General features: G+C 30.7%; 13 protein-coding genes and 1 pseudogene. 13 read left to right on the top strand and 1 reads right to left on the bottom strand.

All coding sequences use genetic code 11. The features are described from left to right. Positions 1-354: 354 nt before the first annotated feature. The 12 genes and pseudogenes from B0B05_RS08750 to B0B05_RS08700 all read left to right on the top strand — a co-directional run bounded on the left by B0B05_RS08750 (position 355) and on the right by B0B05_RS08700 (position 13,898). The gene (locus B0B05_RS08750; RefSeq protein WP_076783280.1) at positions 355-1,629 is read left to right on the top strand and encodes a site-specific integrase; all 1,275 of its coding nucleotides are present in this window, start codon (positions 355-357) and stop codon (positions 1,627-1,629) included. Then, complete coding sequence (locus B0B05_RS08745; RefSeq protein ID WP_076783279.1) at positions 1,626-2,546, top strand: hypothetical protein; 921 nt, start codon at positions 1,626-1,628, stop codon at positions 2,544-2,546. The genes B0B05_RS08750 and B0B05_RS08745 overlap by 4 nt, the downstream gene beginning before the upstream one ends. Before the next feature lie 246 nt (positions 2,547-2,792). Further along, the gene (locus tag B0B05_RS08740) at positions 2,793-3,113 is read left to right on the top strand and encodes a DUF3853 family protein (protein ID WP_076783278.1); all 321 of its coding nucleotides are present in this window, start codon (positions 2,793-2,795) and stop codon (positions 3,111-3,113) included. Continuing rightward, the gene (locus B0B05_RS08735; protein ID WP_076783277.1) at positions 3,113-4,342 is read left to right on the top strand and encodes a primase-helicase family protein; all 1,230 of its coding nucleotides are present in this window, start codon (positions 3,113-3,115) and stop codon (positions 4,340-4,342) included. Before B0B05_RS08740 ends, B0B05_RS08735 begins: the two co-directional genes overlap by 1 nt. A gap of 221 nt (positions 4,343-4,563) precedes the next feature. Next, a complete protein-coding gene (locus B0B05_RS08730) occupies positions 4,564-5,442 on the top strand; it encodes a toprim domain-containing protein (RefSeq protein ID WP_076783276.1) in 879 nt (292 codons plus the stop codon). A 147-nt stretch (positions 5,443-5,589) separates the two neighbouring features. After that, positions 5,590-6,039 (top strand): plasmid mobilization protein, encoded by a 450-nt coding sequence (locus B0B05_RS08725; RefSeq protein WP_076783275.1) that lies wholly within the window; start codon positions 5,590-5,592, stop codon positions 6,037-6,039. After that, the gene (locus B0B05_RS08720; protein WP_076783274.1) at positions 6,032-6,952 is read left to right on the top strand and encodes a relaxase/mobilization nuclease domain-containing protein; all 921 of its coding nucleotides are present in this window, start codon (positions 6,032-6,034) and stop codon (positions 6,950-6,952) included. The genes B0B05_RS08725 and B0B05_RS08720 overlap by 8 nt, the downstream gene beginning before the upstream one ends. Positions 6,953-6,975: 23 nt before the next feature. Next, positions 6,976-7,608: a hypothetical protein gene (locus B0B05_RS08715; protein ID WP_076783273.1), complete on the top strand. Its 633-nt coding sequence runs from the start codon at positions 6,976-6,978 to the stop codon at positions 7,606-7,608. A gap of 386 nt (positions 7,609-7,994) precedes the next feature. Next, positions 7,995-9,545 (top strand): annotated as a pseudogene (locus B0B05_RS17210) (type I restriction endonuclease); the annotation flags it as partial. Further along, on the top strand, positions 9,525-11,060 hold the full coding sequence (locus B0B05_RS17205; protein ID WP_394332786.1) for a type I restriction enzyme subunit R domain-containing protein: 1,536 nt from the start codon (positions 9,525-9,527) through the stop codon (positions 11,058-11,060). The pseudogene B0B05_RS17210 and the gene B0B05_RS17205, both read left to right, overlap by 21 nt. Further along, complete coding sequence (locus tag B0B05_RS08705; protein ID WP_076783272.1) at positions 11,060-12,676, top strand: HsdM family class I SAM-dependent methyltransferase; 1,617 nt, start codon at positions 11,060-11,062, stop codon at positions 12,674-12,676. Before B0B05_RS17205 ends, B0B05_RS08705 begins: the two co-directional genes overlap by 1 nt. Further along, the gene (locus B0B05_RS08700; protein WP_076783271.1) at positions 12,669-13,898 is read left to right on the top strand and encodes a restriction endonuclease subunit S; all 1,230 of its coding nucleotides are present in this window, start codon (positions 12,669-12,671) and stop codon (positions 13,896-13,898) included. The genes B0B05_RS08705 and B0B05_RS08700 overlap by 8 nt, the downstream gene beginning before the upstream one ends. On the opposite strand, the gene B0B05_RS08695 is transcribed toward B0B05_RS08700, so the two are convergent. Further along, positions 13,864-14,229: a restriction endonuclease subunit S gene (locus B0B05_RS08695; protein WP_262488147.1), complete on the bottom strand. Its 366-nt coding sequence runs from the start codon at positions 14,227-14,229 to the stop codon at positions 13,864-13,866. The genes B0B05_RS08700 and B0B05_RS08695 overlap by 35 nt on opposite strands. A gap of 69 nt (positions 14,230-14,298) precedes the next feature. On the opposite strand from B0B05_RS08695, the gene B0B05_RS08690 reads away from it, so the two are divergent. Further along, on the top strand, positions 14,299-14,543 hold a 245-nt coding region (locus tag B0B05_RS08690; RefSeq protein ID WP_143745980.1), incomplete at its 3' end, for a transposase.

Genomic DNA, 14,543 nt, shown 5'->3' with positions numbered 1-14,543 from the left:
TTTTACCTGACACACAGCACATCAGCCTTTGGCAAAAACATTAAGTATATGACTGCAAAGCATCTTTTTTATAAAAATACTTCCAAAATTGTAACATATTCTGCGACAGAAAAAGATTGCCGCCATTAATAATATCGATTGGGAACTAAGCAAAAAAAGCGCTGACAGATTTTGTACTATCAACGCTTAGATTGCAGAGAGGAAGGGATTCGAACTTATAAGGTTTTGCAAGTTCTTTAAAGTTTTATATAGTTATAAATCAATGTTTTAAATATTTTTAATATCTTTGAATATCATAAAAGTGCTTAAAGATATGCCAATAGTGGGTGTAAAATTGGGTGTAATATTTTACTCATGATTATAAAAAGAAATGTAATTTTTGTTCTTGAAAATAGAAAATTGAATGGCGAATTGATTATAGAAAATGTCCCAATCCGTATGCGTATTACTTTTTCTGGAAATAGGATTGAGATTTTTACGGGTATGAGGGTAGATAGAAATAAATGGGATAGCAAAAAGTCTAAGGTAAAACCAAATACTTTCAACAAATTAAAACAATCTGCCTCTGATATTAATACGAAACTGTCTGAGTACGAAGCTGAAATTCAAAATGTTTTTAAAAAATTTGAATTTAAGAATTTAACACCAACCGTTGAAGAAGTTAAATTTCATTTTAATTCTGCATTTGAAAAAGGACAGGTTATCACAAAAGCAAAAGGATTTTTTGATTATTTCGACGAATTTACAACTGAAAACGGTAGAGTTAAAAACTGGACAGTCAGAACATATGAGAAATTTTCGTCTGTTAGGAAGCATTTGTCTGAATTTAATAGTAAACTATCATTTTCTTTTTTAGATGAAAAAGGATTGACTTTATATGTAGAGTTTCTGCGAGATAAATTGAAAATGAGAAATTCTACCATTGAAAAACAAGTTAGTTTTTTAAAATGGTTTTTAAAATGGGCTAAAGCAAAAGGGTATAATGACAACCTATCTTATGAGGCATTCTACCCAAAGTTTAAAGCAACTCAAAAAAAAATTATTTTCTTAACGCAGACGGAATTAAAAACTCTTGAACTTTACGAAATTCCCGAAGGTAAGCAATATCTTGAAAGAGTTCGGGATGTTTTTATTTTTTTATGCTATTCCGGAATTCGATACTCCGATGCTTTAAATTTAAAACGCTCAGATATTAAAAAGGATTATTTTGAAATTACAACTGTAAAGACAGGAGATAGTTTGAAGATTGAACTCAATAAGAACAGTAAAAAGATTCTTAACAAGTATAAAGATATTCCATTTGAACATGATCGGGCTCTTCCAATTATTTCTAATCAAAAAATGAATGACTATATTAAGGAATTAGCGAAACTGGCGGAGATTGACGAACCAATCCGGTTAACTCATTACAAAGGTAATATCCGAGTTGACGAAGTAGTTCCAAAATATGACTTATTGGGAACGCATGCAGGACGTAGAACTTTTATTTGTACAGCACTTTCTCTTGGAATTCCGGTTAACATAGTGATGAAATGGACCGGTCATGCAGACTATAAATCTATGAAGCCGTATATTGATATAGCTGATAATATTAAAGCTAATGCTATGAAAAAATTTGATGAATTATGAAAAGTGAGAATCAATTACTGCAAGAAATATCTTATCTCATTACAATTTTTGAAAGTGCTTTTTTACTATTGCATAGTGATAAATTTCATCACGACGAAGCTCAAATGAAAAAACTATATGCAAGTAAAAAAATCAGCGAAGAATTAGATGAAAAAAAAATTGATATAATTTTTATGCAATTAGCTAATGAAGGATTTAAAGAAATTGTTTTCAACGATTTACTTACAAAGATTAGTAAATATGATGACCTTGTTTTTGAAAAAAAAATTATTACCAATAATACGTTTTTAAATTCCTACTTTGATAAGATCCCAGAATTAATAAAAATTCAGCAATGGATTAAAATTAAAGAAAATGATATTTTGGAAATAGAAGAATCTCAATCTGGAATGCCGCAATTAGAAAAACAAAAAGTAATAAGTGACTTTGAAATAGAATTAAATCACTTGAAGAAAGAGCAAGAAATGATTTACAGTAAATATTCTTGGATTAAAACGAATTACTATTTTAAAATTCTGACAAAAGCAGATGAAATTCTCCAAAAAATCGAAAACTATTTTAAAGTTTCTGTACTAAAACCAGCCAAAGAAATTTTTGATTCGGAAATAACACGAAAAATTTTCGATACGATGGTTGAAAAAAAATACATATATCCAAAATCCCAACTTACACATGAAGATTTCCATCTCATTTTAAATTTAAAAATGCCAAAAAAAAATTGTGCTGATGCTTTAAAAGTAACACACTTCGCTTATCTATTCAAATTGTTGTCAGATGATGTTGAGAAAAAAGGATTTAAAAAGAAAGAATGGCAGAGTTTTGTAATTAAAGAATTTAATTTAACAGAAAGCACATTAAAAAGTAGATTTTACGAAAAGGAAAATTATGAAAATTTTTATGAAATTATCAATTCATAAACGGCTAAAAATGGTCAGTAACCTCAAAAATAAACTGCAAAGAACTATATAAAACCCATAGACAGTTTAAAATCACGAAAAACAAAATTTGTTAAAATGCAAATAATTGAATGTCAATTATTTGCATTTTTTATTTTACAAGAAAATCACGAAAAATCACCAAATAGTTATTAGAAATTTGACCTGTTCGAACAAACGAAAGCCAAAGAACACGGCATTTATTTAATCAAATCTAAATTTCAAAAAATGGAAAATATTAATTCATTAAAAGAAAAACCATTATGGCAATTAACAGGCAAAGAATTTCTTGATTTAATTGAAGGAAGTAGCACAAAATCAAATACTGAAAACTCTGAAAATTCAAAGTTTACGGAGAAAAAATACGTCTATGGTATTTCGGGCATTCAAAGCTTATTGAATTGTAGTGAGTCTTCGGCTAAAAGGTTGAAAAAGAGCGGAACAATCGACGAAGCCATCATTCAAAATGGGAGAAAAATAATTATTGATGTTGAAAAAGCATTGGAACTTCTGAAGAACAATAATAAACCAGGATTAAAGAAGAGATAATGAAAAATAAAATCCCATACATCCGAGTCGGAACAACTTACTATAAAATAATAGAAAAACCATTAATTTCGGGAGACACAACCTCAGTTTTGGTTCGTTGGAATCGCGAAACAATCATTAGCGACCATGGAAAAGCTTTTCTTTCATCAATCCCAAAATATGATGGTTTTTGTTGTATTCCGGAACATTTAGATTATCAACAAATCGTTCGAGGTTTCTATAATATTTATAACGAAATCCCATTCTCTCCTTCATCTGAAAACGAAAATTTCAAAAATGAAATTCCTTTTTCTTTGAATTTTGTGAAGCATATTTTCGGAGAACAGTTGGAACTCGGTTTAGATTATTTGAAAATCCTATTGCAATTTCCAACGCAAATTCTGCCTATTTTATGCTTGGTAAGCAAAGAAAGAGCTACCGGAAAATCAACGTTCATAAAATGGTTGAAAGAAATTTTCGGGTTAAATATGACTTACATCAAAGGCGATTCATTCGGAAGTCAATTTAATTCTGATTGGGCAGCAATGTTGGTTGTGGCGATTGATGAAGTGTTTTTTGATAAAAAAGAGATTACAGAAAGATTAAAATATCTATCGACCACCAACAAAGACAAGTTGGAAGCCAAAGGAAAAGACCGAGAAGAAATCGATTTTTTCGCCAAATTTATTTTGTGTTCCAATAACGAAGAAAATTTTATTCAAATCGATGAAAACGAAATTCGATTTTGGATTCTAAAAATTAATCCGATAAAAGTGGAAAACACAGACTTTCTTGACAATCTCATTTCAGAAATCCCTCATTTTCTTCGGTTTTTAATTGAGAGACCTTTTTCAACAGAAAAGAAAACAAGAATGTGGTTTTCTGCCGATGAAATCAGGACAAAAGCACTCCAAAAACTGGTTTTCAAGAATAACAATAAGCTGGAATCTAAAATGATTGAGTTGTTGTATGAGTTTTTTGAAAGCAACAACGAAGATGAAATTAATTTCGTTCCACAAGATATCCTGAACATGATGAACCGAATGTTTCGACCAACTTACTGGACGAGAAACGATATTCGAAATCTATTAAAGGAAACATGGAAATTGAATCCGCAAAATAACGGCTTAACCTACATCAGATACGACATTGATTTTGCAGGAATATTTTATCAAAACAATTCCGTTGGGCGATTTTTCACTGTTAAAAAAGATCTCATTCTTCAAAAATATGTTGAAATGTTGAATTAATTGATAATGAAAAGAAAATCAATCAATTAGTTCTCTACAAAATCCTCAACAAACTTTTAAACCCACTTTTTTGTTGAATGTTTGTTGAGCAAATAAAATCGATTTTGTTGAATTGTTGAGCTTTTGTTGAATGATTAAATATCTAAAAATCAATTGTTTAATATATTTTCTCAACAATTACACAACAAATTACAATAATTAATACCCGAAAAATCTACACAATGAATTGCAAACAATTTAACAGCATAAAGTTGGAAGAAGTCCTCCAAATTCTCGGACACCTTCCAACAAAACAAACGGAAAAAGAAGCGTGGTTTCTCAATCCATTTGCCAAAGAAAACCACGCCTCTTTTAAAATTAATAAAAACCTAAACTATTGGTATTTACACTCCGAAGGAATCGGCGGAAACAATGTCAATTTTATGAAAAAATATTTGAATGCTTCTGTAAAAGAAGTTTTAGAATGGGCAGAAAATCAAAATTTTTCTTCTTTTCAACAGCAAAAAACTTCCAATAGTAAATTGGAAAATCTTTCTAAAAACCATGAAATTATTGAAATAAAAAATGTTCAGCATCCTGCACTTTTAGAATATTTAAAGGAAAGAAATGTTGAAAATCAAACTCAATTTTTACAAGAAATTCATTATCGAATGAATGATAAAAATTATTTCGGAATTGGTTTCAAAAACGATTCTGGCGGTTATGAAATTCGCAATAAATACTCCAAAATTTGTTTGGGTAAAAAAGATGTTTCAACAATTAAAAGCAATTTAAATTCAGTTAGGATTTTCGAAGGTTTTTTCGATTTTCTTTCCTTTAAAAATGTAGAAAATTTTTTAGAAAAAGAGCCTTCCAATTATATCATTTTGAATTCAGTTTCGATGATTCATAATATTAAAAATTCACTCAAAGACTATGAAAACATTGAACTTTATTTTGACAACGATGAAGCCGGAAATAGAGCAGTTGAAATGATTGAAAATGAAAACAAAAATGTAGAAGATTGTCGGATTTTGTATTCAGATTTTAAAGACTTAAATGATTGGTTAATTAACAAAAATCCATTAAATGAAAGGCAACTAAAACACAGGAGAAGGTGAGTGAAATAAACACAGGTAAAATATGGTGGGATGCTAGTGCAAAAAGTACCCAAAGTTTACAATAAGCGTGGTCGCTGATTGTAAAATTGAGATTTTTGATTTCTTCCTATCGTCAGAAATGTTTTTAAATACACAAAAATTAATGAAATGGAAAACGACTTTTTACAAGAATTTATAAACCAAGCCACCAAAGAAAATGAAACAAAAATTGCTCAGGAAAAGAGAAAAAAACATTTCCAAGAATTGGGCAGAAAAGGTGGTTTAAAAACTAAAGAAAACAAAAAACTGGATAAAGTGATTTCGATAAGAATGACCAATTCTGAATATGAATTATTGATTCGAAAACAAGAGAAATATCCGCTCAAATTATCAACGTATATCCGAAATGTTTTGTTCGAAAAAGAATTAAAAATCAATGAATTTAAAACTGATGAGACCTTGCTTCAATTTGGAACTCACTTCAAAAAAATAACCAATCTTTTGCGAAATCGAGAATGGACTGTTTTTGAAAATAAGAAAGAAATTTTAGTAAAAATTGAGAATGTAGTTGATTTGATTCATCAATATTTATACTCAAAAATTCAGAAAAATGAATAATTCTGCAACCACTAGAACCATCACGAAAATCGCTTTAGAATACAACGGAAACGACAAAGGAACAGCGGAAATGGTGGCTTCAAATTGTCTTTTGAGTTCAATGGCTGAAGGTCAGTTTTTGGAAATGAAAACCGTTGCAGACCGAAACACGAATGTGAAAAAATGGGCTTTAACTGGCTATATTTCTCAACCCGACGAGATTGGCAGAAAGTTGACGGATGAAGAATTTACAGAAATCGCTACTAAAGCTTTAGAAAAAATTGGAGTGAGCGATAAGAATCAATTTCGATTGGATATTCATAACAGTACGAAACAAAAACACATTCATTTTATCGTGAACAGGATTGATATTTCGGGGAAATGTACTGTAAAATCACATGATGTAGGAAGAAGATTCGGAGAAGCAGTTCGGGAAGTTTGTAAAGAAAAAGGTTTGTTGACCGATGTGGAAATTGGAATTCAGAAAAAAGCAGAGATGCTGAAAAATTTGAAAGAAACCCTAAAATCAGCAAAAAATTTTGATGAACTTATTTTTAAAATGAAAGAAAGAGGTTTTGAAATTCAATTATCCAAGAATGTGAAAGACGGCGTTTCGGGAATGCGAATCGTGATGGAGAAAGACAAAAATCCCAATACAGACAGAATTTATAAAGCAGGCTATAAACTTTCTGAAATTACCAGCAAGTTAAAAATTGCGGACATCAAAGCGATTCTCAATGAAAATAGAGCGAAAAAATTGGATAATGAAACTGTTTTTTCTGAAAATTCAAACCAAGAAAATAGTGGAAATGTACAAAAAAACGACTCCGTAATCAGCGAAGTTGGAAAAGCAATTGAGGAGTTTTTAAAACCAACCTATACCTCCAATTCAGATGATGAATTATTAAAGAAAAAGAAGAGAAAATCAAGATAACAATAAAAAATAAATTTAATAAAATGGAAAATCAAAATCAAAACGAAGACACGAAAAGTAACGGAATGGAATTGCTGGAAAACGTGATAAAATCTAACGAGAAAAATATTGCTTCAAACGAAGCAAATATCGAACAATTTGTAAAAGTTGAATTTGTTGTGGAAGACTTTATCAATTCGTCAAAACATATCCAGACTGGTTTGCGTGATGTAAATGCAAAGTATGATGATGTCGATAAATTGTATGAATTGGAGCAAGTGAAAAGATCTGAATTTCTTGCCAATATTCCTACCAAAATAGAAACAGTTCTATCTCAAGAAACCATTGATTTTTATGGAAATTTTGAAAACAAAGTTAAAAGACTTGAAAAATTTATCTGGAGTGGAATTGGAGTTAGTGTTTTTTCGGTTTTATTGATGATAATTTCCATCAATTTCGCAACCAAATGGTACAAAGAAAGCATCAAAGCAAAAAGTGAACTGCGCCAAGATATTTTAAATGAAATTGCTGGTGAAGGAAAAAAAATCTATGATGAAAAGGAGATAAAAATATTGAGTGAAAATACCGAAATTATGCAACTTTGGATTAAGAATAATCCTAAAAAAGGGGAAGATTTTTTGAGATTTAAAGATGGATTTGATGCGAGGAAGGAATAATTTTTTTTTAAAATGATTTATAAATGTCTAGTTTTTTAATTAATAAACTGGACATTTTTTATGTATTTGCTTTTTAATTATTCAATGAAAAGTACTGATTACATAGCATATACTTTAGACCGATTCCCAAAAAGATATGTTTTCACCTATGATGATTTTTCTAATGAGGTAAAGAAAATATGCAAATTCACAAAATTGCAGATTTATAGTATTAATTAACAATCATTCTTGAAATTCGAGATTGTTAAAATACTGCAACTGAAATCGGGATTTCCAGAGGAGAGCAGAAATTGATGAGAGGAGCTTTTCGATTTTAGTTCTTTTACGGTTTTCCTTTAGTTTCCTTTATTTGATTTTGTTATATTTACAGAAACCTAAGATTTACGATGAAATTCAACGAAGACTCACGAGTTAAAATACCAGCTTTATTGCATTTGGCAAGACTAGGCTATACTTATATCTCAAGGTCAAAGCAATTTCGGTTGGAAGAAAACAATATATTTTCTGATATTTTTAAAGAAAGCATTTCAAATATAAATCCGGAACTTTCTTCGGGAGAGGTAACTAAACTTTTAGAAGATGTCAGTTTTAAATTAAAAAATGACGATTTAGGCAGAGACTTTTTTAAGCAATTGACTAATACTTCAGGAATAAAACTTATTGATTTTGATGATTTCGAGAATAATTCTTTTCATATTACTACAGAATTGACTTATAAAAATGGAGAAGAAGAATTTCGTCCGGATATTACTGTTTTAATTAATGGAATGCCATTGGTTTTTATTGAAGTTAAAAAACCAAATAATAAACAAGGCGTAATTGATGAAAGAAATCGTATCAACAGACGTTTTACCAATGCAGCTTTTAAAACGTTTACCAACATTACGCAATTGATGATTTTCTCCAATAATATGGAATATGAGGATGGCGTAATTGATCCTGTTTATGGCGCTTTTTATGCTACTTCTGCCAATGGGAATTTACATTTCAATTATTTTAGAGAAGAAGAAAATCTTAATCTTACCCATTTATTAAAACCTGAGAATGAGGATTTAGAAAACTCAATTTTAAGAGATAATAATATTGTTGCAATTAAAAATACAGATGAATTTCTAACGAATAAAGATTACAACAAACCGACCAATAGAATTTTAACCTCACTTCTTTCTAAAGATAGATTGGCTTTTATTTTACAATTTGGTTTGGCTTATGTGGAAGAAGAAATTGATGGTGTGAATGTGATTCAGAAACACATTATGCGTTATCCCCAGATATTTGCGACTAAGGCAATTAAAGCAAGTTTAGATAAATCTATTAAAAAAGGAATTATTTGGCATACGCAAGGAAGTGGTAAAACGGCTTTGGCATACTACAATGTGAAATTTCTGACTGATTATTATCAGAAGAAAAATATTATTCCGAAGTTTTATTTTGTGGTCGACCGATTAGATTTAGCTTATCAGGCGACGTCAGAATTTGGAATGAGGGGATTGATTGTAAAACGAGTTAATTCCCGAAGTGAGTTCCTGACAGACATTAAAACAATTAGTGCTTTACAAAACAGTACAGGCGAACCAGAAATTTCTGTAATTAATATCCAGAAATTCACTGAAGAAAGTACGGTTGAAAAAGTTTTAGATTATGACCTGAATATCCAATGAATCTATTTCATTGATGAAGCACACCGAAGTTATAATCCGAAGGGGAATTATCTTATCAATCTTTTAAAATCTGATGAGAATGCTATAAAAATTGCTTTAACAGGAACTCCACTTTTGAAAGAGGTCGCCAAAGATTACGATTCTAAAGCAATTTTCGGCGATTACATTCATAAATATTATTACAACAAATCTATTGCAGATGGTTACACTTTGCGATTGATACGAGAAGGTATCAATACGCAGTATAAGTTACAGATGCAGGATATTATGGATGAGATTTTGAAAAAAGGAACGATTAGCAAAAGTGATATTTTTGCACATCCAAAATTTGCAGAACCAATGTTAGAATATATTCTGACAGATTTAAAAGCATTCAGAAAAACCCACCAAGATGATTCGCTAGGAGCAATGGTGGTTTGCGATAGTTCTGATCAGGCAAAAGCACTCTTTGCAGAATTTGAAAAAATATACGGAACACAAACTCAAGATTATCTGAGTGTAGCAGAAGAAAAAGCGAAATATGGCAACAATGATTCTTTGAAAGCCTCGTTGATTCTGCACGACATCAATGATAAAGAGTATAGGAAAAAAGATGTAAAGTCTTTTAAGGCAGGAGATATTGATATTCTTTTTGTTTACAATATGCTGTTAACTGGTTTTGATGCGAAAAGATTAAAGAAATTATATTTGGCGAGAGTGGTAAAGCATCAAAATTTACTGCAAACTCTGACTCGTGTCAATCGACCTTATAAAAACTATAAATTCGGATATGTAGTCGATTTTGCTGATATTTCTAAAGAATTCAAAATTACCAACGATAATTATTTTCAGGAATTACAAAGTGAGTTGGGAGACGAAATGCAGAATTACAGCAATCTCTTTAAAACACGTGAAGAAATACAGGAAGACAAATCAAGAATAAAAGAATTTCTTTTTCAATACGATACCAGGAATGCTGAGAATTTTTCTGACCAAATCATTCAGATTTCAGATAAGAAAAGATTACAGGATATTATTAATATTCTCAGTTCTGCAAAAGAATTAAGGAACATTATTCGTTTACAAGGCGATGATGATTTATTAAACGGAATAGATTTCTTTAAATTAAATCAACTTCTGAAAGTTGTACAAGACAGGTTGGCAAGTATTAATTTTGTAGAAAACCTTGATAATGAAGACGAGAACAATAATCTGCTGAATGTAGCTCTGGAAGATATCTATTTTCAGTTTGTGAAAGTTTCTGAAGAAGAAATGATTATTGCTGTTCAGCTTCATAGTGATCTTCGTAAAACAAGAGAAGAATTACAAAGAAATATCGACCAGAAAGACCCTGAATTTATAACGTTAAGAGAAGAACTAGAAAGGATTTTTAAAAATAAAAATTTAGACGAAGTTTCACAAGAAGATATGAGGAGTAATATTACGTTGCTAAAATCTGTTTATGCTCGAGTAAATGAGCTTAATAATAAAAACTCCAATATCAATTCAAAATATAACAACGACGACAAATTTACCAGAATCCACAAAAGAATAATGGAAAAAGGAAGTATTTCTGCCCAGGAAACACAAATCCACGAAGCATTGATGGATACAAAAATAATGGTTGATCTTCTCGTTCTAAGCAATACCAATATCCTGAAAGATGGGAATGATTATTTTAGTGATGAAGTATTGAGCATCATTATACAAAAATTTATAGACAACAAAAAAATGAAACTTGACTTCGAAACGACCCAAAATATTAACCAGTTGGTTGTAAACGAATACAGACAACAATCTTATATCAACTAATGACAGATTTAGAATTTATATCGAACACAAAAAAGCTCATTGATGACCTAAAAAGTGTTTGTGCTAACTACGGTTTAGGAAACGACGGAAACGAATTTAAAATTATATCACAGACCTTTCTTTACAAATATATGAACGATAAGTTCAGCTATGAAGCAAAGAAAATTAATGAAACCTTAGCTGAAGCAAACGATTTTCAGAAGTCATACGAATCACTGTCGGACGAGGAAAGAAAATTTCTAATCGCCCGAATCGGAAACAAGGCACCAAAACTGCAACCAGAACATTTGATTTCTTATCTTTTCAACAATTCTACCAAAGCAAATTTTGCAGAAACTTATTTTGACGGAACATTGCGGAATATCAGCCTTGATAATTCTAATCTTTATTCCATAAAAACGGCAAGTGGTGTAAAAGATAAAATGTTTGATGATCTCAGCCAATTCATTACTGATTCTTCCCAAAGAGATGCTTTTGCACGAGCGTTGGTTAATAAATTAGTGAATTTCAGTTTTGAGAAAATGTTCCAAGAAAAATATGATTTCTTTGCGACCATTTTCGAATATTTGATCAAAGATTATAACAGTGACAGTGGTGGAAAATATGCCGAATATTATACACCTCACGCAGTTGCCAGAATTATGGCAGCTATTTTGGTAAAGGATGCTGTAACAAATGTGAAAGTGTATGACCCAAGCGCAGGTTCTGGAACACTTTTGATGAACATTGCTCACGCAATTGGAGAAAAAAACTGTTCGATTTACTCTGAAGATATTTCTCAAAAATCGAGTAATATGTTGAGGTTGAATTTAATTCTTAACAATCTTTCGCACTCTATCCCAAATATCATTAAAGGAAATACGATTTCTGAACCTTCTTATTTAAAAGAAAAGTTTGATTACATTGTTTCCAATCCGCCCTTCAAATTAGATTTTTCAGATTTTAGAAACGATTTGGATAAAGATAGTTTCAAAGAAAGATTTTTTGCGGGAATTCCCAATGTTCCGAAAGCAAAAAAAGACTCGATGTCGATTTATTTGCTTTTCATTCAGCATATTATGCACAGCTTAAGTACGACTGGGAAAGCCGCGATTGTTGTTCCTACCGGATTTATTACGGCGCAAAGCGGAATCGAAAAGAATATACGGGAAGCGTTAATCAATCGAGGTTGGTTGCGAGGTGTGGTAAGTATGCCAAGTAATATTTTTGCAAGTACGGGAACCAACGTTTCTGTGATTTTTATTGACAAAGAAGCAGATAATGAACATATTGTTTTGGTAGATTCTTCTAAATTGGGAAAAACCATAAAAGAAGGAAAAAACCAAAGAACAGTTTTAACCAGAGAAGAGGAAGAACGCATCATCAACGCGATGAATCAAAAGCTGCCTGAAGAAGATTTCTCAGTAGTGATCTCAGCAGAACAAATTAAAGAAAAGAATTACAGTTTTAGTGCAGGTCAATACTTTGAAGTAAAAATAGAATATGTTGAAATCACAGCAGAAGAATTTCAAAACAAGATGACTTCTTTTGAAAATAATTTGACAGCAATGTTTGCAGAAAGTGCAGAGTTGGAGAAGAAGATACAGGAAAATTTGAAAAAGTTGAGGTATGAGTAATTGGAAGCAAACATCTATCGGCGAATTTATAGATTTTAATCCTTCAGAAAGTTTACCAAAAAACGGAAAAGTAAAAAAGATTCCAATGGATAGGCTAGGAGTATTTGAACGGAAGATTAAAGGATATGAGTTTTCAGAATATAAATCTGGACCAAAATTCAGAAATGGAGACACCTTGGTTGCTAAAATAACTCCTTGTTTAGAAAATGGTAAAACTGCATACGTAGATATTTTAGATGATGAGGAAGTTGCATTCGGTTCTTCAGAATTTATTGTTCTAAGAGAAAATGAAAATTCAGATTCCAATTTCATTTATTATTTAGCGCGAAGTCCATTGTTTAGAGAAAAAGCTATAAGCTGTATGGAAGGGACTTCGGGAAGGAAAAGGGTAAATGAAGGAGCTTTAAAACGTCAAGAAATTTTAGTTCCAAATAATAAATTAGAACAACAAAAAATCGCATCTGTTTTATCCACAATAGATGATAAAATTGAGCTCAACAATCGGATAAATGATAATTTAGAGCAGATGGCAAAAACGCTATACGACTATTGGTTTGTACAGTTTGATTTCCCAAATGAAAACGGAAAGCCTTATAAATCAAGCGGTGGCAAAATGGTTTTTAATGAAGTTGTGAAGAGGGAGATTCCAGAAGGTTGGGAAGTGAAAAGTTTATATGATATTGCAGAATTTATAAATGGGCTAGCTTGTCAAAAATATAGACCATTAAATGAGAACGAGGATTATTTAGCCGTTATAAAAATTAAAGAAATGAATGATGGACTATCTCAAAACACTGAAAAAGTAACAGTTGACATTCCTGAAAAGCATAAAATTTATGATGGTGATGTTCTATTTTCTTGGTCAGCTACATTAGATGTAAAAATCTGGAGTTTAGGCAAAGGAGCATTAAATCAGCACATATTTAAAGTTACATCTTCAAAATATCCCAAATACTTTTACTTTTTTGAAATATCAAATTATTTGCAACATTTTAAAATGATGGCTGAATTGAGGAAAACAACAATGGGGCATATAACCAAAGATCATTTAATCGAAAGTAGAATTTCCGTTCCTCCTCTAAAAATAATTACAGAGTTAGAGAAAATAATAGATCCTTATTTAGAAAACATTTTAACGAACAGAAAACAAAACCAACAACTTAGCGATTTACGTGACTGGCTTTTGCCTATGCTGATGAACGGACAGGTAAAAGTGGAGTGATTTTGTAAAATAAATTATCATTTAGCTTATTGTTCAATGCAATTTTATTGTCAATATCTGTCAAGATATTGGCAATTTTTTGTTGATAATCAATTGGGAAATTAGGAATTTCAAAATCTAAAATCTGATTTTTATCTCCTCTAGGCATTTTAGTGCCTTTTGCTCCTTTCATCATATGCTCAAAAAAAGCATCTTGATGTAAATTGTAATAAATAAATCTTGGCGAAAATTCTGGATTCGTAGTAAAGTTCAAAACATCGGATGAACAAATTCCACTAGTATTTGAAAAATATATTTTTTTTAAATAAGGTCGTATGTTTGAGATTAATATATTATTAGGATTATGAATATCCGTAATTACACATAATTTCGTATATTTACTTATAATTTAATTAGTTAGATGAATATATTTAGTTTTACAACGCATTTTGGGAGAGAGGAAGATTGCAGAATTCATTTTAAGGAGCAGAGAGATAAAATCGGAGTGGTTTGCAAGTGCGGTCACAAGGAGCATTTCTGGATTAAAAGCATCTGGAGCTACGAATGCAAAAAGTGTCGTAAAAGAATTTCCTTGAAAAGTGGAACGATTATGCAAAATTCTAATCTTTCATTCTTAATTTGGTACAAAACCATGTTTCTAATGAG

This window comes from Epilithonimonas bovis DSM 19482, from assembly GCF_900108115.1.
Taxonomy (GTDB): Bacteria; Bacteroidota; Bacteroidia; order Flavobacteriales; family Weeksellaceae; genus Epilithonimonas; species Epilithonimonas bovis.
Note: the sequence above shows the minus strand (reverse complement) of the source record. Positions and strands in the feature narration are given on the sequence as shown.

Excerpts from the sequence above, each read along its gene's own strand:
- B0B05_RS08750 (WP_076783280.1), top strand. The coding sequence starts at position 355 with ATGATTATAAAAAGAAATGTAATTTTTGTTCTTGAAAATAGAAAATTG.
- B0B05_RS08745 (WP_076783279.1), top strand. The coding sequence starts at position 1,626 with ATGAAAAGTGAGAATCAATTACTGCAAGAAATATCTTATCTCATTACA.
- B0B05_RS08740 (WP_076783278.1), top strand. The coding sequence starts at position 2,793 with ATGGAAAATATTAATTCATTAAAAGAAAAACCATTATGGCAATTAACA.
- B0B05_RS08735 (WP_076783277.1), top strand. The coding sequence starts at position 3,113 with ATGAAAAATAAAATCCCATACATCCGAGTCGGAACAACTTACTATAAA.
- B0B05_RS08730 (WP_076783276.1), top strand. The coding sequence starts at position 4,564 with ATGAATTGCAAACAATTTAACAGCATAAAGTTGGAAGAAGTCCTCCAA.
- B0B05_RS08725 (WP_076783275.1), top strand. The coding sequence starts at position 5,590 with ATGGAAAACGACTTTTTACAAGAATTTATAAACCAAGCCACCAAAGAA.
- B0B05_RS08720 (WP_076783274.1), top strand. The coding sequence starts at position 6,032 with ATGAATAATTCTGCAACCACTAGAACCATCACGAAAATCGCTTTAGAA.
- B0B05_RS08715 (WP_076783273.1), top strand. The coding sequence starts at position 6,976 with ATGGAAAATCAAAATCAAAACGAAGACACGAAAAGTAACGGAATGGAA.
- B0B05_RS17205 (WP_394332786.1), top strand. The coding sequence starts at position 9,525 with ATGCAGGATATTATGGATGAGATTTTGAAAAAAGGAACGATTAGCAAA.
- B0B05_RS08705 (WP_076783272.1), top strand. The coding sequence starts at position 11,060 with ATGACAGATTTAGAATTTATATCGAACACAAAAAAGCTCATTGATGAC.
- B0B05_RS08700 (WP_076783271.1), top strand. The coding sequence starts at position 12,669 with ATGAGTAATTGGAAGCAAACATCTATCGGCGAATTTATAGATTTTAAT.